27 protein-coding genes and 1 other RNA gene are annotated in these 22,839 nt (G+C 50.7%); 12 read left to right on the top strand and 16 right to left on the bottom strand.

Annotated elements, in window-relative coordinates; translation table 11 throughout:
- Window positions 1-11: 11 nt before the first annotated feature.
- The 4 genes from ABWW03_RS05340 to ABWW03_RS05325 are packed head-to-tail and all read right to left on the bottom strand — an operon-like array spanning window position 12 to window position 4,499.
- On the bottom strand, window positions 12-1,271 hold the full coding sequence (locus ABWW03_RS05340; RefSeq protein ID WP_353406831.1) for an FAD-dependent monooxygenase: 1,260 nt from the start codon (window positions 1,269-1,271) through the stop codon (window positions 12-14).
- A gap of 3 nt (window positions 1,272-1,274) precedes the next feature.
- Window positions 1,275-2,552, bottom strand: a complete 1,278-nt coding sequence (gene ubiH / locus ABWW03_RS05335; RefSeq protein WP_353406830.1) for a 2-octaprenyl-6-methoxyphenyl hydroxylase — start codon at window positions 2,550-2,552, stop codon at window positions 1,275-1,277.
- A 19-nt stretch (window positions 2,553-2,571) separates the two neighbouring features.
- Entirely contained in the window at window positions 2,572-3,894 is a 1,323-nt protein-coding gene (gene pepP / locus ABWW03_RS05330) for a Xaa-Pro aminopeptidase (RefSeq protein ID WP_353406829.1), read from the bottom strand.
- A gap of 23 nt (window positions 3,895-3,917) precedes the next feature.
- Window positions 3,918-4,499 carry a UPF0149 family protein gene (locus ABWW03_RS05325; protein WP_353406828.1) on the bottom strand — a complete coding sequence of 194 codons (582 nt, stop codon included), beginning with the start codon at window positions 4,497-4,499 and terminating at the stop codon, window positions 3,918-3,920.
- Window positions 4,500-4,719: 220 nt separating this feature from the next.
- Here ABWW03_RS05325 and ABWW03_RS05320 point away from each other — a divergent pair, with 220 nt between their 5' ends.
- From ABWW03_RS05320 to ABWW03_RS05305, 4 genes are all read left to right on the top strand, one after another.
- The gene (locus tag ABWW03_RS05320) at window positions 4,720-4,926 is read left to right on the top strand and encodes a TIGR02449 family protein (protein ID WP_353406826.1); all 207 of its coding nucleotides are present in this window, start codon (window positions 4,720-4,722) and stop codon (window positions 4,924-4,926) included.
- 84 nt (window positions 4,927-5,010) lie between these two features.
- Complete coding sequence (locus tag ABWW03_RS05315; RefSeq protein WP_353407127.1) at window positions 5,011-5,331, top strand: cell division protein ZapA; 321 nt, start codon at window positions 5,011-5,013, stop codon at window positions 5,329-5,331.
- Window positions 5,332-5,490: 159 nt separating this feature from the next.
- A non-coding RNA gene (gene ssrS / locus ABWW03_RS05310) (6S RNA) lies at window positions 5,491-5,667 on the top strand.
- A 42-nt stretch (window positions 5,668-5,709) separates the two neighbouring features.
- Entirely contained in the window at window positions 5,710-6,303 is a 594-nt protein-coding gene (locus tag ABWW03_RS05305) for a 5-formyltetrahydrofolate cyclo-ligase (protein WP_353406825.1), read from the top strand.
- Between the two features lie 6 nt (window positions 6,304-6,309).
- Here the strand turns inward: ABWW03_RS05305 and ABWW03_RS05300 are convergent, their stop codons facing one another.
- Window positions 6,310-7,002, bottom strand: coding sequence for a fumarylacetoacetate hydrolase family protein (locus ABWW03_RS05300; RefSeq protein ID WP_353406824.1), 693 nt, complete (start codon window positions 7,000-7,002; stop codon window positions 6,310-6,312).
- A gap of 125 nt (window positions 7,003-7,127) precedes the next feature.
- Here ABWW03_RS05300 and serA point away from each other — a divergent pair, with 125 nt between their 5' ends.
- Window positions 7,128-8,357, top strand: a complete 1,230-nt coding sequence (gene serA / locus ABWW03_RS05295; protein WP_353406823.1) for a phosphoglycerate dehydrogenase — start codon at window positions 7,128-7,130, stop codon at window positions 8,355-8,357.
- Window positions 8,358-8,546: 189 nt separating this feature from the next.
- On the opposite strand, the gene ABWW03_RS05290 is transcribed toward serA, so the two are convergent.
- The 6 genes from ABWW03_RS05290 to cyaY all read right to left on the bottom strand — a co-directional run bounded on the left by ABWW03_RS05290 (window position 8,547) and on the right by cyaY (window position 13,647).
- Window positions 8,547-8,858, bottom strand: a complete 312-nt coding sequence (locus tag ABWW03_RS05290; protein WP_353406821.1) for a pyrimidine/purine nucleoside phosphorylase — start codon at window positions 8,856-8,858, stop codon at window positions 8,547-8,549.
- Between the two features lie 124 nt (window positions 8,859-8,982).
- Window positions 8,983-10,182: an acyl-CoA dehydrogenase family protein gene (locus tag ABWW03_RS05285; RefSeq protein ID WP_353406819.1), complete on the bottom strand. Its 1,200-nt coding sequence runs from the start codon at window positions 10,180-10,182 to the stop codon at window positions 8,983-8,985.
- Window positions 10,183-10,301: 119 nt separating this feature from the next.
- Window positions 10,302-11,309 carry an alpha/beta hydrolase gene (locus tag ABWW03_RS05280; protein WP_353406818.1) on the bottom strand — a complete coding sequence of 336 codons (1,008 nt, stop codon included), beginning with the start codon at window positions 11,307-11,309 and terminating at the stop codon, window positions 10,302-10,304.
- Window positions 11,310-11,364: 55 nt separating this feature from the next.
- The gene (locus tag ABWW03_RS05275) at window positions 11,365-12,498 is read right to left on the bottom strand and encodes a tetratricopeptide repeat protein (RefSeq protein ID WP_353406817.1); all 1,134 of its coding nucleotides are present in this window, start codon (window positions 12,496-12,498) and stop codon (window positions 11,365-11,367) included.
- A 116-nt stretch (window positions 12,499-12,614) separates the two neighbouring features.
- On the bottom strand, window positions 12,615-13,307 hold the full coding sequence (locus ABWW03_RS05270; protein ID WP_353406815.1) for a crotonase/enoyl-CoA hydratase family protein: 693 nt from the start codon (window positions 13,305-13,307) through the stop codon (window positions 12,615-12,617).
- A gap of 25 nt (window positions 13,308-13,332) precedes the next feature.
- Window positions 13,333-13,647: an iron donor protein CyaY gene (cyaY, locus tag ABWW03_RS05265; RefSeq protein ID WP_353406814.1), complete on the bottom strand. Its 315-nt coding sequence runs from the start codon at window positions 13,645-13,647 to the stop codon at window positions 13,333-13,335.
- A 260-nt stretch (window positions 13,648-13,907) separates the two neighbouring features.
- Here cyaY and lptM point away from each other — a divergent pair, with 260 nt between their 5' ends.
- Genes lptM through ABWW03_RS05235 form a run of 6 tightly spaced genes read left to right on the top strand, consistent with a single transcriptional unit; the run spans window position 13,908 to window position 18,520 of the window.
- Window positions 13,908-14,039 (top strand): LPS translocon maturation chaperone LptM, encoded by a 132-nt coding sequence (lptM, locus tag ABWW03_RS05260; protein ID WP_353406813.1) that lies wholly within the window; start codon window positions 13,908-13,910, stop codon window positions 14,037-14,039.
- 43 nt (window positions 14,040-14,082) lie between these two features.
- Window positions 14,083-15,321, top strand: a complete 1,239-nt coding sequence (gene lysA / locus ABWW03_RS05255) for a diaminopimelate decarboxylase (protein WP_353406812.1) — start codon at window positions 14,083-14,085, stop codon at window positions 15,319-15,321.
- Between the two features lie 45 nt (window positions 15,322-15,366).
- Window positions 15,367-16,197, top strand: a complete 831-nt coding sequence (gene dapF, locus ABWW03_RS05250) for a diaminopimelate epimerase (protein ID WP_353406811.1) — start codon at window positions 15,367-15,369, stop codon at window positions 16,195-16,197.
- Complete coding sequence (locus ABWW03_RS05245) at window positions 16,194-16,874, top strand: DUF484 family protein (protein WP_353406810.1); 681 nt, start codon at window positions 16,194-16,196, stop codon at window positions 16,872-16,874. Before dapF ends, ABWW03_RS05245 begins: the two co-directional genes overlap by 4 nt.
- Before the next feature lie 3 nt (window positions 16,875-16,877).
- Complete coding sequence (gene xerC, locus ABWW03_RS05240; protein ID WP_435372739.1) at window positions 16,878-17,780, top strand: tyrosine recombinase XerC; 903 nt, start codon at window positions 16,878-16,880, stop codon at window positions 17,778-17,780.
- Window positions 17,781-17,788: 8 nt separating this feature from the next.
- Window positions 17,789-18,520 carry an HAD family hydrolase gene (locus ABWW03_RS05235; protein WP_353406808.1) on the top strand — a complete coding sequence of 244 codons (732 nt, stop codon included), beginning with the start codon at window positions 17,789-17,791 and terminating at the stop codon, window positions 18,518-18,520.
- Between the two features lie 5 nt (window positions 18,521-18,525).
- Here ABWW03_RS05235 and ABWW03_RS05230 read toward each other — a convergent pair whose 3' ends face one another.
- The 5 genes from ABWW03_RS05230 to ABWW03_RS05210 all read right to left on the bottom strand — a co-directional run bounded on the left by ABWW03_RS05230 (window position 18,526) and on the right by ABWW03_RS05210 (window position 22,112).
- Complete coding sequence (locus ABWW03_RS05230; protein ID WP_353406807.1) at window positions 18,526-18,789, bottom strand: hypothetical protein; 264 nt, start codon at window positions 18,787-18,789, stop codon at window positions 18,526-18,528.
- Window positions 18,790-19,171: 382 nt separating this feature from the next.
- On the bottom strand, window positions 19,172-19,510 hold the full coding sequence (locus ABWW03_RS05225) for a P-II family nitrogen regulator (protein ID WP_353406805.1): 339 nt from the start codon (window positions 19,508-19,510) through the stop codon (window positions 19,172-19,174).
- A gap of 165 nt (window positions 19,511-19,675) precedes the next feature.
- Window positions 19,676-20,926, bottom strand: coding sequence for an ammonium transporter (locus tag ABWW03_RS05220; RefSeq protein ID WP_353406804.1), 1,251 nt, complete (start codon window positions 20,924-20,926; stop codon window positions 19,676-19,678).
- A 77-nt stretch (window positions 20,927-21,003) separates the two neighbouring features.
- Window positions 21,004-21,342, bottom strand: coding sequence for a P-II family nitrogen regulator (locus ABWW03_RS05215; protein WP_353406803.1), 339 nt, complete (start codon window positions 21,340-21,342; stop codon window positions 21,004-21,006).
- A 53-nt stretch (window positions 21,343-21,395) separates the two neighbouring features.
- Window positions 21,396-22,112: a TorF family putative porin gene (locus ABWW03_RS05210; RefSeq protein ID WP_353406802.1), complete on the bottom strand. Its 717-nt coding sequence runs from the start codon at window positions 22,110-22,112 to the stop codon at window positions 21,396-21,398.
- 423 nt (window positions 22,113-22,535) lie between these two features.
- Between ABWW03_RS05210 and ABWW03_RS05205 the strand changes: the two genes are divergently transcribed.
- Window positions 22,536-22,787: an accessory factor UbiK family protein gene (locus ABWW03_RS05205; protein WP_353406800.1), complete on the top strand. Its 252-nt coding sequence runs from the start codon at window positions 22,536-22,538 to the stop codon at window positions 22,785-22,787.
- The last annotated feature ends 52 nt before the right edge of the window (window positions 22,788-22,839 follow it).

Raw genomic sequence — 22,839 nt, 5'->3', positions numbered from 1 at the left:
TCAGGCGAATCTCACAGCCCCATCGCCTGACGAACAATTTTATTTTTCAGCACACTCACTTTATCCAGGCTGCGCATCCCTTCATTGCGCAGCCATCGCACCGAAATATCATTGCTGGCGAATAATCGTTTGAACCCTTCCATTGCCGCCATCATAGATAAATTATCCGCCATTCGCTGACGCTGATAACGCCGCAACACCGAATAGTGGCTAATGGGCACATCACGTTCCACGGCGTATTGAATTTCTTCTACAAATGCAGCCACGTCTTTCAAGCCTAAATTCACACCTTGGCCTGCCAAAGGGTGAATCGTGTGCGCAGCGTCACCTGCCAAGGCAAAGCCCGGTTTGATATACCGGCGGGCATGACGTTGTCGCAGGGGAATTCGAAATCGCTTTGCAACCGCCTTCAGTTCACCTAACTCGCATTCCAGCGCCTCGCCTAAAGCCTTGGCAAATTCACGATCGTCCAGCGCCATTAATGCATCAGCGCGCTCGGGCAGGCAGGACCAGACAATGGAACAAAAATGCTCATCAGCCGGCGCCGACACCGCTTCTCTCGACAACGGTAAGTAAGCCAAAGGGCCTGTGCGAATAAAACGCTGGCGAGCGACGCCCATGTGCGGCTTGCTGGTTTCCACCGTTGTAACAATGGCATCGTGACCGTAATCCCACTCGCGGGTTTCGATCTGCATCATTTCGCGTAAGGGGGATTGAGCACCGTCACAAGCCAGCACAAGTGTCGCACGCAATTTGGAAAGCGCTTTGTCAGATTGATGTTGCAGACTGAGTTCTTGCAATCCATTCACACATTGAATGTCACTGACTCGGCATTCGTGCAATACCGTTACATTTCCCACACCACTGAAACAATCAGACAACGCCGATACCAGCAATTTATTTTCAACGATATGGCCAAGATTGCGTTCTTGAATATCACGACTATCAAACGTAATTCGCGCCGTACCTTCAGCATCCCAAACCTGCATATCAGTATAAGGACACAGACGCTTGGCCTCGACCGACGACCAGGCCCCCACGTGTTCGAGCAGCGACTGAGAGTCCCGCGTCAACGCAACAACACGAGGATCGAAGTCAGCCACGGAAGCGGCCGCTTGGTGTTCCGCCAAGGTCATACTGGCTTTTGCCGCATCCAATAAAACAATATTTAATTCTGGTGCGGCTTTGGCCAACGCAATCGCGGCGGTACTGCCCACCAATCCGGCACCCACCACGGCGATATCAAATGCTTGTTGAGAAGAATGACTCACCGCTTACCCTGCCTTATTTTCATCCGCACCAATCCGTGACAAACGTCCAGCCACCCCCATGGTTTGCTTCGCCAGAAATTGCTTTGCTTCCGGGAACAATGCCAAAGCAAGAAAACCGGCACTGCGAAACAACTGCTTGGGCAGTTTTTGACTGCTGAACACTTTGACAATCTGATCACTGAAGCTCACCGTAAGATCCTGATCATTTTGCTGCTTTGATAGATAAGACTGAAGAACAGACAGATCACCCAGAGATTGATCGCGTTTACTTGCGTCCTGCAAAGTGTCCGTCAGGGCCACACAATCGCGCAGAGCCAGATTGAACCCTTGACCCGCTACAGGGTGAAGATAGTGAGCCGCATTCCCCAAGACGACAAGCGAACTGCGCACCTGCTCACTGATCATCTGCAATTGCAAAGAATAACTCTGTCGCTTTCCAATTCTGCAGAAACGTCCGAGGCGATACCCAAATCGCGTCTGCAATAAGGTCAGCAATTCTCCATCGCTCAATGCCAGCGTTGCCTCAAGCTGCTCACTGGGTAAGGTCCACACCAGCGCACAGCGACGGGCTTGATCACTTTCACCTAATGGCAACAGAGCCATTGGGCCCTGCTCGGTAAAACGTTCGTAAGCGACGCCCATGTGTGCCTTGGCGGTTTCAACCGTGGCAATCAGTGCTGATTGGCCGTAGTCCTGTGTTGCTCGATGCAAACCCAGCTGACCCGCCAATGGGGAATCTCCACCGTCGGCGAGGCAGAGCAAGTGTGTATGGATGAGCAATGCCTCATCATGTCTGCTCAGGTGAAGCTGGGCCGAGTTGGCCGCCATACAAACACGCTCAAGTTCGCACCCATCGAACAACTGAATTTGCGTGGTTTCCCGAAGAGATTGCAATAACACTCTGCCGAGCCAGGCATTCTCAACAACCGCCCCCAGAAGATCTACCTTCTGTTTTTTATGGCAGATTTGCGTGCCCGCAATATGGCCACGATCAGAGACATGCACCGTTTTGATCGGCGTATGATGTTCCGCCAGTTTTTTCCACAAACCCAATGCTTGAAAAATTTGCACGCTGCCTAAAGACAAGGCTGTCGCTCGCGCATCAAAACTCGGTTGATAAAGTGTTTCTTCATGATCTTGTGGAAAGGCAAAACGCTCCACCAGGGCAATACGCCAGTCAGGGTTTTGAGCTGCCAATAACAAAGCCTGGCTGATCCCTACCATGCCGCCACCAACAATGGTGATGTCGAATTGGGAATGACTTGAATTCTCTTTACTCATTGAGCACTCATTCATCGCGTTACAGCATATGCCCAGCCATTAGGGCTTCAATATCCATTACAGATTTTGGTGCGTCGGCACTCAACACGGTGCAATGGTGTTTGTTAATGGCCACATCGTCTTCAATACGCACACCGATACCTCGCCACTTTTCATTCGCCTGTGAATCTGACGGTGACACGTAGATGCCAGGTTCAATCGTCATGACCATTCCCGGCTCTAATAAACGCCACTGATCGGCTACGCGATAGTCACCCACATCGTGCACATCCAGGCCTAACCAGTGTCCAACGCGATGCATATAAAAACGGCGATACGCCGCCGTTTCAATCAGTTCATTCAGCTCGCCTTCGAGCAGCCCCAAATCCAGTAAGCCCTGGGTAATAATTTTTACAGAAACCTCATGGGGTTTATCCCAATGATTGCCTGGCCTGGCTTCAGCGATCGCCGCTTCGTTGGCTGCCAACACAATCTCATAAATGGCTTGCTGCTCAGGACTGAAGCAGCCGTTGACGGGAAAGGTGCGCGTGATATCCGCAGCGTAGTTCTGATACTCGCAACCGGCATCTATTAGTACCAATTCTCCGGCTTTCATTTTTTTATGGTTTTCCACATAGTGCAAAACACAGGCGTTGTCGCCACTGCCAACAATACTGTTGTAAGCGGGAAAACGGGCGCCCGATTGCGCAAACCGATGATGTAAAACGGCCTCAAGTTGATACTCAAACATGTCCGGACGACATGCTTGCATGGCCTCACGATGAGCCTGGGAGGAAATGCTGGCCGCTTTTTGCATGACTTTGATTTCAGCCGCGCTTTTGTATAAACGCAGTTCATGCAATAAGTGATCAAGCTCCTGAAATTCACCCGGAGGGGTCGACCCGGCGCGTTCATTACAACGAATCGCGTTTACCCATTCCATAACATGGCGATCAAAGTACGTATCGCGACCCATTGCGTAATAAATTCGGGTTCGCCCTTCAATCAAGCCCGGCAGGATGTCATCGATATCATCAATCGGGAAGGCGTCATCGGCAGCGAAATGTTTACAGACCCCTTCCGGGCCATACCGAAAGCCATCCCAGATTTCTTTTTCTGGATGCTTGTCACGGCAAAACATCACAAATTCGCCCTGTTCACGACCCGGGATCAACGCCAACACCGCATCGGGCTCATTGAAACCGCTCAGATAATAAAAGTCGCTGTTCTGGCGAAACGGGAAATAGGTATCGTTGGAGCGCAGTTGTTCACTGGCTGCTGCAATAATCGCGATGCTGTCCGCTTCCATCAACTCCATCAATCGTTGTCGACGGCGGGCATATTCCTCTGGGCCAATAGCCATAACTTCCCTTAGTGTTTAAACAACTAGTGCACGGTGCCAGGTTGTTTTTTCGTATCACGGCTGGGCGGGGAGAATTCCAAAAACAGATTAATCGCCGCCAGGCGAACGTACTCACAAACTTCAAACAGGTCGGATTCCGATTGCTCGCTGTCATCCTCATCTGTGCCAATTTGAACAATGGCAGCAAAATCCCGCAGTGCCTCTGCAGATTCAGGACTAAAACCCTGCTCCCCGGATAACCCCGAGCTGCCGAACCCGGTCAGAAAACCATGGCACCACTGCGACAGAGCCTGCAAACGCTGACTTATTTCGGTATCTTCATCCGGCAGGACCAGACTGAAACCCATGGCTTCGTCTTCCAACGCCAATAACGTATTGCTATACATTTCAGCAATAGCCTGACGCAATTCTGCACTAATCAGCGAGTCATCGAGGTCGATCAAATCAAGGAATTCCAGGCTCATCTGCTGCCATTTAACCAACCCCGGACGAGCTCCACCGCTCAGCTGGCCACAAAGCATACCGTGTAACTCAGCCGGACTGTTGAGGGCACCAACAGGGGCTAAAAAATCGCAATATTCATCAAAACTCAATAACTGGGACATAATCTCTCTAAATGCCGACGGGAAAACCGCGCCATTTTAGCACGCTTGTCCGATTGATTTGCTTTATCAGGCTTTGAGGGACCGATCCCTTCACAAGAATGAGCAAAAAAGCACGTTAGTTTATAGGGATAGGCTAAACTGTTAACAAACTGCTTTAACACATTGACCCATTTACGCTGGCGCAATATAGTAGGCATGATCAACTAGGCTTAGTATCGCTATGGCAGACCTAAAACAATTGGAAGAGAAACTGGACTTGCTCATCCAGCGCTGTCAGCTGTTACAGCAGGAAAATGAGGTCCTCAAGCAGGAACGCCAGCAGTGGCATAGCGATAAAACGCGCCTGATTGAAAAGAACGAGCTGGCTCGCAGCCGGGTCGAAGCCATGATTGGTCGCCTGAAAGAATTGGAAGCCGGTGCAACTTAAGCATCCGCCTGATTGACTAAGTAACATAACAGTAAGCAGCAACAGAAGAGACAGGTAAAGATATTGGTCATGAGTGCCCAACCGATGTCGGCCCAAGGAGAGCGGACAGTGAGCAACACAACCCCAACAGAGTTTGTCAAAATACTCGACAAAGAGTATCAGGTCGCCTGTACGCCTGAAGAGCGTGACGCCCTGATGCAGGCCGCGCGCAATCTCGACGCGAGAATGCGCGATGTCCGAACCAATGGAAATGTTATTGGTCTGGAGCGTATCGCGGTGATGGTTGCTCTGAACCTGAGCCATGAACTGCTCAGTTTGCAGAGACGACAAGCCGCTGCCGACGCCGGTTTAGACGAGGAACTGCTCAACCGTCTGGCCGAAAAGCTGGATCAAGCCCTGAAATAATATCTGCGGCCGGTGCTCGCCGGCCATAGGCTGGGCAATAATTCCCCGCCTCGCCCAGCTCTTCTACAGTTTGTTTAAAATAGCCCCATACAAGCGTTTTATTTAAATCCCCAACCTAAAAACCCCTGTGTCGAACATTCTCCTTGGGCTATACTTCGCTTAACCCTGAGGTGTTCGCCCGTTGACGAGTCCTCGAGCCGATAATGAAGAAATCGGGTTTTTCTCGCCGCTGTTGGTGTGCATGTCCACACGTTGGAAAGCCTAATACAGCGCAGAATTTCCCCCCTTGAACCGTCGGGTTCAAGGCCAAGTCAGCCGCGGCGCCCTGGGGCCTGAATCCAAATTTCCCTCAAAAGTCCTCAACTACAAGCCTTTTCCATGTGTCAGGATACCGCTTCGACTCGACAGGCATTGCGCAAACGCCTGCGCCAACAACGCCGAGCACTCAGCTTACAGCAGCAAGACTCTGCGGCTCAGAAGGTGGCGCAACAGCTAGCCAAACTGGCTCAATTCCAAGACAGTCACACTATTGCCGCGTACATTGCCAGTGATGGCGAGCTGGGCTTGCAAGCCAGTATTGAGCGGATTCTGAACGCCAATAAGCGCTGCTACCTGCCAAGGGTCATCGATGCAAGCACTATGGAATTCCGGGCGTACCAGCAAGGGACAGAGCTGGTGAATAACCGCTTTGGCATACCGGAACCCGGTGACGAGGCCTCTGTTATTTCAGCCACTGATCTCGATCTGGTGCTGCTGCCCTTGGTGGGCTTTTGCCGAAACGGCGGGCGACTGGGTATGGGCGGCGGCTTTTATGATCGCTGCTTTGCCTTTAAGGCTGAGCAAACCAACTCTCGACCTGAGCTGATCGGTATCGCCCATAGCTTACAAGAGCTGGATGAGTTACCTGTGGAGAGCTGGGACATCCCCCTGAGCGGCATTCTTACCGATCAGGGTTATATTTCGGTGAGCTGAAACGGCTCAGAAGGTTCTTGCGACCACTTCTGAAGAAAGTTGAATAGTCTGCTCTTTGGTTTTCAGGTCGAACTCAAGAAAATCTCCAGGCTCAATAGGCCCAACCCCAGCCGGCGTTCCAGTCAACACGATATCACCAGGCATCAGGGTGAAATGATGGGTAATATGGCCAATTAAGGGCAATATGCCGTTCAACATATCCGCGCTCCGGCCTTCCTGTTGCACCAAATGATTGCGCTTCATGGTGAGTTCCAGAGCCGCCCAGTCTTCGTCTTCTGCCGGGCTGATGAAGCCGGATACCGGACAGCTGCCATCGAAGGCTTTGGATTTCTCCCAGGGCAAACCTTTTTCTTTGAGCGCACTTTGAACGTCTCGCAGAGTGAGATCCAAGCCGATACCGATGCCGGCAATGGCGATATTTGCCTGAAAGTCCGTCGCACGTGCAATCTCAGCGCCAATCAGGATGGCGATCTCAGTCTCGATATGACACTCCCCGCGATTGCCAGGAATGCTGAAATGCGGGCTGATGCGGCTGATAGCCGTTGGGGGCTTCATGAACAAAATAGGCTCATCAGGGACTGGATTGTTCAACTCCGCCGCGTGAGCCGCGTAATTGCGACCAACGCACACCACCTTACCAACGCCCTTTTCAACACAGGGGGCAAAAGGCTGGCCATCCAGCATAATCTCAGCAGCCATAAGCTTAGAACTCCAAATCAATAGCACCACGGGCTGCATATGCTATCATAGCGCGCCTTAAAACAGGGCCTCCACGTGAGTGGTAAGAGCCCAGATAACGACCCATAGCAAGTAACGAGTTTCACATGGCCAGTATTTCCCTGGAAAAAAGCAAGATTAAGTTCCTGCTCCTTGAAGGTGTTCATCAATCCGCCATCGACACTTTGACGGCGGCCGGCTACACCAACATCGAATATCTGAAAACCTCTCTGCCTGAAGACGAGCTGATCGAGAAGTTGGCCGATGCCCACTTTGTAGGCATTCGCTCGCGCACCCAGTTAACCGCCAAGGTTCTGGCCGCTGCGCCCAAGTTGATTGCCGTCGGTTGTTTTTGTATCGGCACCAATCAGGTTGATCTCAAAGCTGCAGAAGAGCTGGGCATCGTTGTCTTCAACGCCCCCTATTCCAATACACGCTCGGTTGCCGAGCTGGTGATCGCTGAGGCGATTCTGCTGTTGCGCGGCATCCCCGAGAAGAACGCTGTCTGCCATCGTGGTGGCTGGATGAAGTCCGCGGCTGACTCTTATGAAATTCGCGGCAAAACGCTGGGAATTATTGGTTACGGCTCCATCGGTACTCAGGTCAGCGTTCTTGCTGAGTCACTGGGTATGAAGGTGATCTTTTTTGATGTTGTGACCAAGTTGCCACTGGGTAACGCCAGTCAGGTTCGCAATTTGAATGAACTGTTGAACCGTTCCGATATTGTCAGCTTGCACGTGCCTGAAACGGCATCGACCAAGATGATGATGGGCGCTGAAGAATTAGCTCAAATGAAAGACAAGGCCATTTTGTTGAACGCTTCTCGCGGAACAGTGGTTGATATCGAAGCTCTGGCCGCCAGCTTGAAATCTGGCAAGCTGGGCGGAACCGCCATTGATGTGTTCCCGGTTGAACCACGTGGAAATGATGATGAGTTCCAGAGTCCGTTACGAGGCATCGATAATGCTTTGCTAACGCCTCACATCGGTGGTTCGACTCAGGAAGCCCAGGAAAATATTGGTTTGGAAGTGGCTGAAAAACTGGTTAAATACTCTGACAACGGTACAACAATCACTGCGGTTAATTTTCCAGAGGTGGCCTTGCCTGCGCATTCCGATGTTCACCGCTTATTGCACGTTCACCAGAACGTGCCGGGTGTGATGTCAGCAATTAACTCGGTTTTTTCTGAGAACAATATCAACATCCTCGGTCAGTATCTGCAAACCAATGAATCCGTTGGTTACGTTGTGGTTGATATTGATGCTGAGTACAGCGACGTTGCTTTGCAGCAACTGAAGAGCATCGACGGCACAATGCGCTGCCGGGTTTTGTTCTAAGTTAGCCTGTCATTTTTTGAGGGCGGGACGTCAGTGCCGCCGCTCAAGCAGGGAGTCGGCCCTGACGAACATATAAATACATCCATGTCGTTCGCCTCCGTCCTCCCTGCCGTCACCACCTAGAGCCGCCCCCAGCTTAAACTTCTGCTTAATACCCGCCATTCCCGGCTCACCAGGCTTCGCGCGACCTTACAAATACGAGCAGCAATAATCCAAAGGCTCGACGACTCTTAAGGAAAAGGAACTGTCAGCAGGCACATTGAAATCCTCACCGGCAACGACCGTTTGCCAATCGCTTTGACCCGGCAATAAAATATCTGCCTTCCCCGCCAGTACTTCCATCAATTCAGCCGCTTCGGTACCAAAGGTGTATTCACCCGGCAACATTAGGCCCAGGGTCTTTTTGCTGCCATCGTTAAACAACACGGTACGGCTCACAACTTTTCCGTCGAAATAAATATTGGCCGCTTTTACTACGGTTACATTTTCAAATACAGACATGTTTTTTCTCTTGCTATGGTTTAAAGCCGTAGTATAAAACAAATCGGATTGGAAGTTGCTTAGGAGGTAACTTAAGAGGACGTTTGAATGGGGCCTAAGCCCCATGGGAAAAGGAATCGAAAAACTAACGCAATAAATCCTTGGCAATGGCCAACACTTGCATCTCATCTGTTCCGCCGTAGATTTGCAAAATTTTAGCATCGCGCATCAGCTGTTCAACACGATACTCTCGCATATAACCGTTGCCGCCAAAAATCTGCACCGCTTGCGTACTGACGTCCATGGCAGCCTGAGCAGCATACAGCTTCATCGAAGAGGCTTCCGCCATGCTCATTGGCAAGCCTTGTTGACTCATTTCGATATAACGAAACACCATGTTTTGCACATTGACCCGCGCCACTTCCATGTTAGCCAATTTGAGTTGGATCAGCTGAAACTCACCAATGGCCTGACCAAACTGTTTGCGCTCCTTTGCATACTCTACCGATAATTCCAGAGCGCGTTCAATGATACCTAAGGCCATAGCCGCTATTCCTGCCCGCTCCTGGGCAAAGGTGGCCTTTGCACCACCGCGCCCATAACTATTGACGCTGCCACCCAATAAGCGGTCTTCCTCAACATAGACGTCTTGCAAAAACAATTCACCCGTTGGTGAAGAGCCAATGCCCATTTTATGGAAAGGTTTTGATTGCTCCAGGCCTTCCATTCCAGAATCCAGAATAAAAGATACGATTTTTCGCTGCTCAGCTGGCACGCCCTCTTCATCCAGCTTACAAATAAATACAATTGTGTCCGCGTAGGGGCCATTCGTAATAAATGTTTTGTTACCATTCAATCGATAACCGCCATCGACTTTCTTGGCTGTTGATTTCATTTGGCCGAAGGCGTCACTTCCTGAATTGGGTTCTGTGATCGCCCAGGCACCCACCTTTTCCAAGGTCAACAAAGGCAAGGCCCAACGCGTCTTCTGCTCCAGCGTGCCTTTCGACATAATGGCGCCGCCCGTTAAACCCATCGACACCCCCATGGCCGTTACCAAACCCTGGGCGTGGCGGCTGATCTCAATGGTGGGTATTAAACTGAGCGCTGCGTCGCGAGGGGTATCCGCTGCAGGCTTTTTATCGCCTTGGTCTTCAGCGATTCGACGCTCAAAAGACGCCTTGGCCATTTCATCCAGACCGAAGGTTTTAACGAATTTACGCAGAATTTCGTAGGGCGGCAGACCACCGTATTCCAACTCATCGAGTTGCGGAACAATTTCTTTTTCGACAAAATCCCGCACCATATCGCGAACACTCTGATGCGTCTCACTCCACTGAATCATAGAGCCTCCATTTGATTATTATTTGAGGTATTGGCCAGACCGCGCCTTAGATTGAAGATCGATTATTAACCGGGGAGAAACAGAGGCAACAGGGGGAGAACTGTCGCCCAGATGGCGAATCAAGCCGATTGTTCTAAATACTGACTGACTTGGCGAAACACTTGTTCGCGATAGCGCTGTGCTTCGTTAACCAGCTGATGGCGTCCATCTTCAATCAGCTCGACCTTAACATGGCGAAACGCTTTTTCAATTTGCGGCAAATTGAATTCCCAATCCACGGTTTTATCGTCAGTGCCCTGAATGATCACAACAGCTTTGTCACAGGGCTCACTTACCGCTTCAACTTTGTCCAACCATTCTTTCATGGCTGCGACCCAGGTCACCGACAATTGTTTTGGCTGCAAGACATCCTGTTCCGCCAGAAACTTCATGAAAGGAATGTTGTGGGAATTAATCGCAAATCTTCGGGGCATGCTTTGAATGCGATTATTCAGCAGTTTGAACAACCACTGCCCACTGTTCCAGCCAAACGGTTTCACCAGTGGTGCCAACAACAAGACTTGATCAAAACCTTCCGCTCGCTCGCTCAGCAAAGCGTTCATTATGGCCGCACAACCGGTGCTTTGCCCCAGCACGTGAACAGGACGCGGTTCATCGTCAACTAACGTACGCACCTCTTGCAATGCTTCGCTATAGGCATCAAAACTGTCAATCGAGGCTCGTTCACCGCTGCTCAAGCCATGGCCGGGCAAATCAAACCCCAGCACCGCATAACCGTCTTCCAGTAAATGGCGAATGATGTGCTGATAAATGCCCATGTGGTCGTAATAGCCGTGAACCAAAACCACCCAGGCTTTATATTCGCTCGGACGCCAAGCCTGGCACATTAATTCAAACGCGCCACTGTGGATTTTTCCCATCTTATGGCGAATGGCCAGATCGGGAAATTCCGTGGGAAAATCAATATTGTAGAAGCTCAGGTACTGCTGCTTTAAGACAGCCAGTTCTTCACTTTCCGACGCCGGGTTTTCAAGGCGAAAATCACCCAGTAAGTCCCGCAACTTGTGAAGCTGTTTCTCGCTTAACCAATGCCCATTGGGATAAAACTGGGCTTCTCTACTGATCATAAATCGTCGCTTAATTCTAACAAGGGCCTTTCGGGCTCCGCACAACCTCTGTGCCTTACAGTTCTTTTAAGTCCTTGGCCGGCTCGCCAGTATCCAACACTCTCTGCCAATCCTTTAACCGCTTGGCAATCAATTCACTGGTTCTGGGGTTGGTCTCCCATTCATAGGCTCGCTCCATCACGTAAATCGCTTCCTGGCGCTTGCCCTGCTCCCAATATATGAAAGCCATTAACTGTTCGAAGTTCCCTTCTTTTTCCTGGAGCTTTTTGGCCTTATTCAAATGTTCCAACGCTCGGTCATAACGTTGCTCACGGTAGTCCCGCTGAGCATTGGCAAAATGATAATAGGGGTTGCGCTGACGATGACGGGACGATTTTTCAGACAGCACCTTAGCCTCATCCGGGCGACCGGTCATGCGGTAGAGATTCGCCAGATTCGACATCACGCTGTAATCTCTTCGGTTCAATGTCAGCGCTTTGAGGTAGGCCCTTTCGGCCAATTCCAAACGATTGATGCGACGCAAGGCCAAGCCCAGATTACCCCAGGCCACCACTTTCTTCGAATCGGCTTTGATGGCGGAATGCAAATACTTAAACACTGTTGGCCAATCATCTTCAAACATGGCGTCGACCGCCAGATTATTGAACTGCAAAGCCAACGCTTCGTGGTCACTGATTTCACGACTTGGGTAAAAATGACTGAAACGATCCATGCGGAAATCGACAATTTTCTTTCGCCCCGTCGCTAAAGTCGCCACAATATTGACGTGGCGAAAACGCAACAATAAATCTTTTTCGCCAAGACTCCAGCTCGGCGGCAAGTCGACTTCCTGAAAAGACACGCGCAGATTGACGTACCGACTCATGGCGATGAACAACGCAGAATAGGAGAGACAGTTTGCCTCTCCCGCCGTGAATGCCCCCTCGGCGCTGTAGTGAGCATCGGCCTTATACGACATGCCCGTCGAGGGGTGATTGATGGCATTGTGAACATCGAGAAGACGTCGACCCGTTCCGCCCTTGCGCCTCACGTAGGTGTCCGCAAAGACTTTCATATCGGAGCTCATATACAGAAATTTACGGAGCTCATCGTCCACATCAAGCGCCGGATAGTTTTCGAGAAACGCTTCTAATTGTTCGGTGCTCGCGGCACCTTGGGGGATATTATGCTGGGGCGCTCCGCAAGACATTAACAAGCAGCCACTTATACCCACAAGCAGCCACTTTAGCGAAGCGTTTAAGGTTGCCGAACCTGCCATTGCTTTGCCTCCAGTAATTACGACAGCGCAAGGCAATGGGCGTTGAGTTATGCGTTTTTATCTTCCTCAATGGCCCAATCCAGGGCGTCCAAATGCTGTTTGCGCGCTTTTACTTTTGTCGCTGCAAACGCGTTGGCATTAAGTGTTGCCATATGCTGCGCCATTGCCGCAGCCTCTTGCTGCAGCGCTTCTTCATTAGCGACTGTTTTATCCAGAAAACCTGCTTCCACAGCCGCTGCAGGACTAAATACCTCTGCATTGATCATAGCACGATTGAAATAAACCGGCGCAAGACGACCTCGACACAATTCAATTCCAGCGTGATGCATGGTTAAACCAATCGCTACTTCATTCAAGCTGATTTTGAATGCCCCTTCAACACCAATGCGATAGTCCGAGGCTAATAACAGAAAAGCGCCCTTGGCAATCGCATGGCCATTGCAAGCCGCAATAATTGGTTTTGGAAATGCCAGCATGCGACGGGTCAAGCGAGAGCCGGCATCAACCATATCCCGAACCGCACTCATGCCGCCTTCTTGCATCACCCCCAAATCATAGCCACCACTCAACATGCCCTCACGACCGGTAAAAATAACCGCTTTGAACGGGGCTGCTTCAGCACGATCCAGTGCTTCATTTATAGCCGCAATCATGGCTGGAGACAGCACATTGACTTTACCGTTATCGAAGCGAAGGGTTATTGCCTGCTCGGTTTCGCTGTAGTGGATCAGATCGCTCATAAACATTCCTGCTCTATTGTCGACTCTATAAGGTTACCGGTCCGTCGGATTGCTCAGTCAGAACGCGATTCAGCAACTCATGCAAGCTTTCACCGGTGGTCGTGCAACGCCATTGGCCACTGTCCCACTGGCAATGAAAGCCGCCGGACTTGGCGGCCACCCAAATTTGCTGCATGGCCAACTGGCGAGAAACAATGACCTGGGTATCGGTATCTTCACAGTCGATGGTTAAAATTCCTTCGCTGGATTCAAAGTCCAAGGCGCTTCCGCACTCATCAATGGCATCTTCCAATGCCAGCAGGGTAGCTTCAGCTTCGGCTAGGAACTCAGCTTCATTCATGGTCTTCTCTCTCTTTGTTTTTCGTACACCGTTGTGCAAATTCACAACTCAATCAGACCAAGCATTGTAGCATGACCGAATTTACGTATTTGACACAGGGTCAATGTTGCCAAAGCTATATCCACCGCCGCCTTTACCGTATACTGCTGCGTGCTGGTATGCGCCTGCTCAGCTGAGCTGAAGACTGGCCTTGCCATGAAATGACCCAACGCATTCCCTCTGAAGAGAAACGCGTTAAGAGACTCATTGAGAGAACGACTATGAAAAAAGCCTATGCAATGATGTTTGCTCTGCTGGTGATCGCCGGCTTGAGTGCCTGTGGCCAAAAAGGCCCCTTGGTTTTGCCGCCCCCTGAGCCGGCACAACAGGAAGAACCCGCCGACAGCGAGTAATTTCAGCAATACATTCAAACGATAAAGATACAGCAATAGCATCATGCAAGATTTTCACTATCAAGAGCAGCAGCTCATGGCCGAACAGTGCCGTCTGGACCGCATTGCGGACGAATTCGGCACCCCCTGCTATGTATACAGCCTGGCCCACATCCGACGTCAGTACCAAGCCTATGCCGATGCGCTCGGCCGCCGAGGCATGGTTTGCTACGCGGTCAAGGCCAACTCCAATATCGCCGTCCTGCAACAGCTGGCCAAGTTAGGCTCAGGTTTCGATATCGTCTCAGAAGGCGAATTGGAACGCGTTCTGGCCGCAGGCGGTCAAGCCGATAAGATCGTTTTCTCCGGGGTGGGCAAGAAACCCCATGAAATGCGCCGTGCTCTGGAGGTCGGTATCCACTGTTTTAATGTGGAATCTGAAGCTGAACTCGACGTCCTGGCCAAGGTAGCTGAGGACATGGGCAAAATCGCGGCCGTCTCCTTGCGAGTCAACCCCGATGTCGATGCCAAAACTCACCCCTACATCTCGACGGGTCTCAAAGAGAACAAGTTTGGTATCGACATTCAGCGTGCACCTAAGGTCTACCAGAAAGCGGCTGCAGCCGCCTCATTGAAGGTTGCCGGCATCGACTGCCACATCGGCTCCCAACTCACTGAGCTGGCGCCGTTTATTGATGCATTAGATCGCCTCTTACAACTGGTGGACACCCTCGAAGCCCAAGGCATCGAACTGGAACACATGGATCTCGGCGGTGGTCTTGGAGTGAACTACCAGGGTGAACAACCTCCCGCCATTGCTGAACTCGTCGAGGCGGTGCTCAGTAAGCTGGCCGATCGCAAACAGCAGCTGGTTTTTGAACCAGGACGCTCCATCGTCGCCAATGCCGGCGTTCTGCTGACCCGTGTGGATTACCTCAAGCCCACAGAGCACAAGAATTTCGCCATTATTGATGCCGCCATGAACGACAATATCCGCCCCTCGCTGTACCAGGCCTGGCAGCAGGTATTACCCGTCGCCGAGCGCGACGGTAACTCCCTGGAATGGGATCTGGTTGGCCCTGTGTGCGAAACCGGTGATTTTATGGCCAAGCAGCGTCAGTTAAGCCTGGCGGAAGGTGATATATTGGCGGTCATGTCAGCTGGAGCCTATGGCTTCACCATGAGTTCCAATTACAATAGTCGCCCAAGAGCGGCCGAGGTTCTGGTTGACGGTGACCAGGCACATCTAATTCGCAAGCGCGAAACCATTGCCGAGTTACTGGCCCAGGAGCAGTTGCTATAAGCGCTCCGAAGCACCTACGCTTCAACAAGTTAGAAGGAAAGTGTCGTGAGACTGAGATTCACTAAGATGCACGGTCTGGGAAATGATTTCGTCATGATTGACGCTGTCAGCCAGCGCATCCGACTCAGTGCAGAGAAAATTCGTAAAATTGCCGATCGCCGCTTTGGCATCGGCTGCGATCAATTACTGATCGTTGAAATCCCCAGCCGCCCCGATGTCGACTTCAAGTATCGTATTTTTAACTGCGATGGCAGCGAAGTGGAAAACTGCGGCAATGGTATCCGTTGTTTCGCTAAGTTCGTACGAGAGCGTAAACTTACCGGTAAAAAGAGCATCCGGGTTGAAACCAAGGCCGGTGTCTTGATACCGGAAGTGGATGAAGACGGCGGGGTCATTGTCGATATGGGTAAGCCCGAATTGGCACCGGCGCAAATCCCCTTTCAAGCTGAGCAGGAACAGCCACTTTATTCACTCGGTCTCCAACATGGCACCGTGAAGATCGGCGCCGTTTCCATGGGCAATCCTCATGCGGTATTGCAGGTCGACAGCTGTGAACACGCCCCGGTTGATGACTGGGGTCCACAGATCGAAGCCCATCCCATGTTCCCTAAAAAGGTAAACGCTGGCTTTATGGAGATCCTGTCTCGCAGCGAGATCAATCTGCGCGTCTTTGAGCGCGGCGTGGGTGAAACCCTCGCCTGCGGCACCGGTGCCTGTGCTGCGGTTGTCAGTGGTCGTCAGCAAGGCCTGCTTGATGATGAGGTCAAGGTTAACCTCCCTGGAGGCAGTCTGAACATCAAGTGGCCAGGGCGAGATCATCCGGTTATCATGACAGGGCCCGCGATTACGGCGTTTCATGGACAAATAAAGATATGAGCAACATAGAAAGTGCCATTGATGAGCAGGACATTGTCGAGTTCCTGAAAAACGAACCGGAATTCTTCCTGCGCCATCCCAACCTGATCACCGATATTCAGCTGCCCCATGCCAGCGGCAATGCCATTTCCCTGATCGAACGCCAGGTCAGTGTCCTGCGCGATCGTAATATGGAAATGCGCCACCGCCTGAGCAGCCTGCTCGAAAATGCCCGGGACAATGACAAGTTGTTTGATAAAACCAAACGTCTGGTCTTGGCATTGATGGAAGCTCAAGATCTGGGGGATATCGTTGACGCACTTTTCTACAGCTTTAACAGCGAATTCAAAATTCATTACACCACCCTGCTGCTGTTCAGCAAGGAAGACAATATCGATGCAGGCGCCGCTCGTATTGTGACGCTCAATGAAGCCCGTGAACCATTGGGTGCCCATATTAAATCCGGCAAAGCCAGCTGCGGTCATTTTGATGGCAACACCATTCACTATCTGTTTGAAGACAATGCGGCCAAGGTCGGCTCTGCAGCCGTAGCACCTCTGATTCACGGCAATTGTTTTGGCTTGTTGGCCATTGGCAATCGCGATCCCGACTATTACCGTTCGAGCATGGGCACCCTGTTTCTGTCTTACATCGCCGACATGCTCAATCGGATTGTGCCCAAACACCTGCCGGCATAGTTCATGGCCAACCTGTCGCAACAAAGCCAAGCCTTCTGTGATTACTTACAGCAGGTTCGACAGGTGTCACCCCACACTCTGGCAAACTACCGCCGGGACCTCGATAAATTTATCCGCTATTGCAATGGCCAAAATCTGGACAGCTTGGAGCCACTTAAGGCGCATCACATTCGTCAATGTGTCGCTCAACTGCATCGCCAGGGCTTGAGCGGACGCAGCCTGCAACGTCTATTGTCGGCGCTGCGCTCCTGGTTTCGCTTTGCCATCAAAGAACAGTGGATCAAACAGGATCCAAGCGCCGGCATCAGCGCCCCAAAAACCAGCAAGCCCTTACCGAAAACCATGGATGTCGATCAAACCGCCGACTTCATGAACGTGGATCACGACGATAAGTTTTTCCAGGCCCGTGACAGCGCTATTCTGGAAACCATGTACTCATCCGGTTTGCGATTGGCAGAACTCACGGATTTGAATCTTAGCGATATTGATTTTAAAGCCGGCAGTATGCTGGCTCGCGGAAAAGGCAATAAACAGCGGCTGTTGCCGCTGGGCAAGCTGGCCATTCAAGCGATTCAACACTGGCTTCAGCAGCGACAGCTGCATGCCCAGGAAAATGAAGCGGCGGTCTTTATCAGCAAGCGCGGCAGTCGCTTGAAGCCGCGCAGCATTCAAGCCCGTTTTGATCGTCAGAGCCTGGCCAAAGGTCATCCGGTGAATCCGCATATGCTCAGGCATTCCTTCGCCAGTCATATGCTGGAATCCAGTGGTGATCTGCGCGCGGTGCAAGAACTCCTTGGGCACGCTAATATTTCAACCACCCAAGTGTATACCCATTTGGATTTTCAACACCTTGCTAAGGTATACGACAACGCGCATCCTCGCGCCCAAAAAACCAAAGACGAATAAAAATAACCATGGCAACCATCAAGCTTATCTGCTTCGATTTGGATGATACATTGTGGTCAACCAAACAAGTCATGCTCGAAGCCGAGAAACATTGCTACGCTATGCTGCAGGAAAGTGCGCCAGCTCTGTGTGAACACTACGATTTGAAAGCGCTTTTTGCGGCCCGAATCGAAAAATGGAAAATACTGATCGCCAAACAGCCTGAATTACAACATCAGGTCAGTCAGCTTCGTCAACAGTCTCTGGGCTTGTTGTTGCAGGATCACGGTTTTTCACAGGATGAGGCTCGACACTTAAGCGCCCAAGTATTTGAGTGCTTTATGCATTGGCGACACCAACCGGTGTACTTCGAACACGCGCTGGAAACACTGGCGACACTGAAACGAAACTATGCACTCGCGGCAATTACAAATGGGAATGCCTGCAGTGAACGTTTAGGACTGGATCAGTATTTCAGTTTGCATGTGAGTGCGGAAGCGTTGGGCATAGGCAAACCCGAAGCAGAACCCTTTTTGCACACGCTCAAGCACTTTCAGCTCGATGCCAATGAATGCCTGCATATTGGTGATAACCCGGAAGATGATATTCGAGGTGCTCAACAGGCCGGCATGCACAGTTTGTGGTTTAATCGTAAGCAGGAAACCTGGCCACACAAAGAATATCAGGCCAGTCTGGAAGTCGATACCCTGGAAAAAATCCCTGCAGCCGTACAGCAACTGCAGGATACTCTATCGAGATAAACGGATCAGATAGGACGGGAGCCGTAGTTGCTTTGAGGCTTTTTGGGCGGATCAGCCATCACATTAGGTGCCACGTCCTGAATTTTTCCTCCCTGCAATAAAAATTCCTGCACCTGGCGATCCAACTCTTCCCGTACATCCGCGCGACATTTTGGTGTGTACGAACAGTCTCTATCCAACATGGCCAGAGACTCTAAGCCTCCAGTTAATATTTTTCCCGACTTCAGCCTTGCGGCCTCGCCTTTTTTATGGCTTTTTAACACTGTCATGTCGTCTTACACCCTAAGAACACACCCTTTAATTTAGGTATAGTTCAAGGGCGTGCACCCACAAGCAAGCAACGGAGCAGTGCGTCACATTTTTCATCTTTTCTTATCAAATTGTTAGGCGACAGCAGACTAGGCAGGTGTAAATTTTCTTTACAGTGTGTGCTTATGCGATTTTATTTTATGGGCGGTTTTTCTGAAAAAGAATACGGCTTTGTTTTCTTGCGGAGGCTAATGTTGCTCGATAAAAAATAAAGTTTCGGACTATTGCCCAGGCGAGAAAAGTAAACGATATGTTTGTTCGATGAACAGACTAAACGCGCAGGCAGGAGTAAAGAAAAGAAGATGCCACTGTCGATGTTCATCTCCGACAGTGGCCGACCAATTAAACCGCTTCCGGGCCGGTCTCACCGGTACGAATGCGAATAATTTCATCCAGGGGAGAAATAAAGATTTTACCGTCACCAATTTTTCCGGTTTGAGCAGAGGTACTGATCGCTTCAACAGCCTGCTCAACCATGGCATCGTCCAGCGCGAGCTCCAGTTTTACTTTCGGCAGAAAATCCACCACATACTCGGCACCACGATAAAGTTCAGTATGCCCTTTCTGGCGACCAAAGCCCTTCACTTCAGTAACCGTCATACCTTGTACACCAACCTCGGAAAGGGCTGCTCGTACATCGTCCAATTTAAAAGGTTTGATAACCGCTGTGATTAACTTCATACCGTATTCCTGTTTGAGCTCGAATTGCTAAGGCGATTTTGGCTGTTTTATGAGGCAGCAACAATACACGGAAAAGCCTCAAAAATCACCCAGTTCCACGCCCTTTCGTGGCAAAGGCCCCGAAATCCGGGGCCCACTTGATGCATCACAAATTGTCAGAAAGTCTTATTTGGTGGTGAATTCCGGGTAAGCATCCATTCCGCATTCCGCCAGATCAACGCCATCGTATTCCTCTTCCTCGCTCACACGCACGCCGAAGACTTTATCAATGATCACCCATACGATCAGGCTTGCGATGAAGGTCCAGGCGAAAATTGTCGCGGCACCAATCAATTGTCCCGTAAAGCTGGAACCACCATCTTCGGTCAGCGGGTTCGTCACGGGCACCAGCAAGAGACCTAACAAGCCCACCACACCGTGAACTGAAATAGCACCAACTGGATCATCAATTTTAAGTTTATCCAGCGTCAGGATGCTGAAGACCACCAAGACACCGCCAGCCATGCCAAACAATGTGGCTTGCAAAGGCGTCGGGGTAGAAGGCTCCGCCGTAATAGCAACCAAACCGGCCAGCGCACCGTTCAAGGCCATGGTTAGGTCTGCCTTGCCGAACTTAAAGCGCGCAATGGCCAGAGCACCAATCAAACCACCTGCGGCCGCTGCATTGGTGTTCATGAAAACTACCGCAACACTGTTAGCACTCTCCACACTGGCTGTCGCCAGTACCGAGCCGCCGTTAAAGCCAAACCAACCCAACCACAAGATGAAGGTACCCAAAGTCGCCAGTGGCAGGTTACAACCCGGAATCGGGGTGATTGCATTACCTGGGCCATACTTGCCCATACGGGGACCAAGAATCAGTACGCCCGCCAAGGCAGCGGCGGCACCGGCCATGTGCACAATGCCAGAACCTGCAAAGTCAGAGAAACCCAGCTCACCAAGATTGTACAAACCAAAAACGTCTTTGCTGCCCCAGGTCCAAGAACCTTCCAACGGATAAATGAAGCCTGTCATAACAACAGCAAAGGCTAAAAATGCCCACAGTTTCATGCGCTCAGCAACCGCGCCAGAAACAATTGACATGGCGGTTGCCACGAACACAACCTGAAAGAAAAAATCCGCCGATGGAGCATAGCTCGCAGGCTCAGCGGCTCCGGCAACTCCGTCCCCCGTAATGCCGGACAACAGCCAATCGGCTGAACCATACATGATCGTATAGCCACAAATCATGTACATGGTGCAAGCGATTGCAAACAGCGCGACGTTCTTCGTGAGAATTTCCGTCGTATTTTTTGCACGCACCAATCCTGCTTCAAGCATGGCGAAACCAGCCGCCATCCACATTACCAGCGCACCGCAAATCAAAAAATAAAAGGTATCGAGGGCATAAGCCAACTCTGTTACTTGGGTTTCCATCAGTTTTCTCCAGACAAAAGAATCCTGTCACAGCTAAAAAGCTGCAAAAAAATTACGAGATTGAATTTACTGCGAGATTAGATAGCGTCTTCGCCGGTTTCACCGGTTCGGATTCTGATCACCTGCTCCAGTGAGCTTACAAAGATCTTACCGTCGCCGATCTTTCCGCTATGAGCGGCTTTGGATATTGCCTCGACAACCACGTCGACATCGCCGTCGGCGACTGCGGCTTCCACCTTGGTTTTGGGCAAAAAATCCACAACATATTCTGCACCGCGATACAGTTCAGTGTGGCCTTTTTGTCGACCATAACCCTTAACCTCAGTAACGGTAATACCATGCACGCCGGCTTCAGAAAGTGCTTCGCGTACAGCATCCAATTTGAATGGTTTAATGACTGCTGTTACTAACTTCATAATTCCCCCGAGTAGGAGCCGGTCATAGCCGGCTCCTTACTTTTCTGTGTTGCTTACAGAGACTTCGCAACGGTAAAAATAAACGAACCGTCACAAAGGCTGTCATTGTCGAAACATTCAGCCTTGTTCAGGTCGGTGTCGTAATAACCCAAACTGAAATCAACACCACCAAACGATTTGTTCAAAGTGATGTTGTAATCTGCATAGGAATCCGCGCCGCCGGTTAAGAAGGTGTTCTCACCTGGGCGCGCATTTCGGGTGCTGCGGTCCAAATCATTGAAACCGTAGTGAATGGCAATGCTGAAATCTTCCGGCAAAGCAATTTCATAGTCGCCATACAGATACAAAAACTTACCTGATTCCAGATAATAGTCATCGGAATAGTTGGCGCCGAAGGTGAAGTCCATAAATGAAACACTGCCGTATACTTCGGCATAGTCATCTGCATCTGGCGAGCCAGGGTAGTCGTAGTACAGGTAACCCACATCAATGGAAACGTCTTCGCTCAAGTCCGTGCTGTAACCAACGTAGTAATCGAGTTCCAGACTGTTTGCGAAATCCACGTTGGAACCCCAAGTTCCCACGTAAAATCCATTGTCGAAATTCACATCAAAACCACCCTGAATCGCCGGGCTGGTATCGGTTTGGGAAATACCCCGGAATTTGTAATCGCTGGTCAGTGCAACATTGGCACTGATTTCTGCTGCGCCAGCAGAAACGGCGGCCATACTTATTGCCGCAACGGAAACGCAGCTGATCAATTTTTTCATAGTTCTCTCTCCAAGATTAAAAGTGCTTGTATGTTTTATCTGTTTAGGCACCGTTCTTAGCGCTTTGAGAACGACTTCTCGCCATTCTTAAGCTATAGCACATGGTGTTTTTTCAGTGAGCAAGGCCCGTTTTCGGTTCGGGAAACCTATTGCTCACCAATCTACGCATGTCTCTTTGCACAGAGCGGGCCAACTTTTAAAATTCGCCTGTCCTCCTCGGTATCGGCGCGGTTCTAACTAAATGTGTGCAATTAAGCTTGCTGTTTTCGCACAGGGCTGGTGCAAATATTGATCGCCGCCAATCTTTGCTCATTGATGGTGCAAAGCACGGCGAGCCAAGATGGTGCAAAAACAAGAGTCATGTATCTTTGTGCTACATGATTTACACTAGCGCCTGTTTGAGTACCGAGAGATTCCATTAACATGTTGCAAGACTTCGCCCAAAAGCTCGCCAAAGACATCCATAGCGCCATGGAACAAGGCCCATCCGCACAGAGCCAAATCCAGCAGATTATTACCTCCGCTGTGAAGCGCCTGAACCTCGTCGGGCGGGACGAGTTCGATGCCCAGAGTATTGTCTTGCAGCGCAGTCGTGAAAAGATTGATGCGCTGGAGCTGCAAATCGAAAACATGCAGGCCCAGCTGGAACAATTGCAATCCCGACAAAGCGACTAGACCACCCTGTTCAAAGAAGAGCGCTAATACGGCTTTTTGCCCGATACTGCCT

Origin of the sequence: Pseudoteredinibacter isoporae (assembly GCF_040372805.1) — a bacterium.
GTDB lineage: Bacteria > Pseudomonadota > Gammaproteobacteria > Pseudomonadales > Cellvibrionaceae > Pseudoteredinibacter > Pseudoteredinibacter isoporae_A.
This window is presented reverse-complemented; position numbering and strand designations above follow the sequence as displayed.

Excerpts from the sequence above, each read along its gene's own strand:
- ubiH (WP_353406830.1), bottom strand. The coding sequence starts at position 2,552 with ATGAGTAAAGAGAATTCAAGTCATTCCCAATTCGACATCACCATTGTT.
- pepP (WP_353406829.1), bottom strand. The coding sequence starts at position 3,894 with ATGGCTATTGGCCCAGAGGAATATGCCCGCCGTCGACAACGATTGATG.
- ABWW03_RS05325 (WP_353406828.1), bottom strand. The coding sequence starts at position 4,499 with ATGTCCCAGTTATTGAGTTTTGATGAATATTGCGATTTTTTAGCCCCT.
- ABWW03_RS05320 (WP_353406826.1), top strand. The coding sequence starts at position 4,720 with ATGGCAGACCTAAAACAATTGGAAGAGAAACTGGACTTGCTCATCCAG.
- ABWW03_RS05315 (WP_353407127.1), top strand. The coding sequence starts at position 5,011 with ATGTCGGCCCAAGGAGAGCGGACAGTGAGCAACACAACCCCAACAGAG.
- ABWW03_RS05305 (WP_353406825.1), top strand. The coding sequence starts at position 5,710 with ATGTGTCAGGATACCGCTTCGACTCGACAGGCATTGCGCAAACGCCTG.
- ABWW03_RS05300 (WP_353406824.1), bottom strand. The coding sequence starts at position 7,002 with ATGGCTGCTGAGATTATGCTGGATGGCCAGCCTTTTGCCCCCTGTGTT.
- serA (WP_353406823.1), top strand. The coding sequence starts at position 7,128 with ATGGCCAGTATTTCCCTGGAAAAAAGCAAGATTAAGTTCCTGCTCCTT.
- ABWW03_RS05290 (WP_353406821.1), bottom strand. The coding sequence starts at position 8,858 with ATGTCTGTATTTGAAAATGTAACCGTAGTAAAAGCGGCCAATATTTAT.
- ABWW03_RS05285 (WP_353406819.1), bottom strand. The coding sequence starts at position 10,182 with ATGATTCAGTGGAGTGAGACGCATCAGAGTGTTCGCGATATGGTGCGG.
- ABWW03_RS05280 (WP_353406818.1), bottom strand. The coding sequence starts at position 11,309 with ATGATCAGTAGAGAAGCCCAGTTTTATCCCAATGGGCATTGGTTAAGC.
- ABWW03_RS05275 (WP_353406817.1), bottom strand. The coding sequence starts at position 12,498 with ATGTCTTGCGGAGCGCCCCAGCATAATATCCCCCAAGGTGCCGCGAGC.
- ABWW03_RS05270 (WP_353406815.1), bottom strand. The coding sequence starts at position 13,307 with ATGAGCGATCTGATCCACTACAGCGAAACCGAGCAGGCAATAACCCTT.
- cyaY (WP_353406814.1), bottom strand. The coding sequence starts at position 13,647 with ATGAATGAAGCTGAGTTCCTAGCCGAAGCTGAAGCTACCCTGCTGGCA.
- lptM (WP_353406813.1), top strand. The coding sequence starts at position 13,908 with ATGAAAAAAGCCTATGCAATGATGTTTGCTCTGCTGGTGATCGCCGGC.
- lysA (WP_353406812.1), top strand. The coding sequence starts at position 14,083 with ATGCAAGATTTTCACTATCAAGAGCAGCAGCTCATGGCCGAACAGTGC.
- ABWW03_RS05245 (WP_353406810.1), top strand. The coding sequence starts at position 16,194 with ATGAGCAACATAGAAAGTGCCATTGATGAGCAGGACATTGTCGAGTTC.
- xerC (WP_435372739.1), top strand. The coding sequence starts at position 16,878 with ATGGCCAACCTGTCGCAACAAAGCCAAGCCTTCTGTGATTACTTACAG.
- ABWW03_RS05235 (WP_353406808.1), top strand. The coding sequence starts at position 17,789 with ATGGCAACCATCAAGCTTATCTGCTTCGATTTGGATGATACATTGTGG.
- ABWW03_RS05230 (WP_353406807.1), bottom strand. The coding sequence starts at position 18,789 with ATGACAGTGTTAAAAAGCCATAAAAAAGGCGAGGCCGCAAGGCTGAAG.
- ABWW03_RS05225 (WP_353406805.1), bottom strand. The coding sequence starts at position 19,510 with ATGAAGTTAATCACAGCGGTTATCAAACCTTTTAAATTGGACGATGTA.
- ABWW03_RS05220 (WP_353406804.1), bottom strand. The coding sequence starts at position 20,926 with ATGGAAACCCAAGTAACAGAGTTGGCTTATGCCCTCGATACCTTTTAT.
- ABWW03_RS05215 (WP_353406803.1), bottom strand. The coding sequence starts at position 21,342 with ATGAAGTTAGTAACAGCAGTCATTAAACCATTCAAATTGGATGCTGTA.
- ABWW03_RS05210 (WP_353406802.1), bottom strand. The coding sequence starts at position 22,112 with ATGAAAAAATTGATCAGCTGCGTTTCCGTTGCGGCAATAAGTATGGCC.
- ABWW03_RS05205 (WP_353406800.1), top strand. The coding sequence starts at position 22,536 with ATGTTGCAAGACTTCGCCCAAAAGCTCGCCAAAGACATCCATAGCGCC.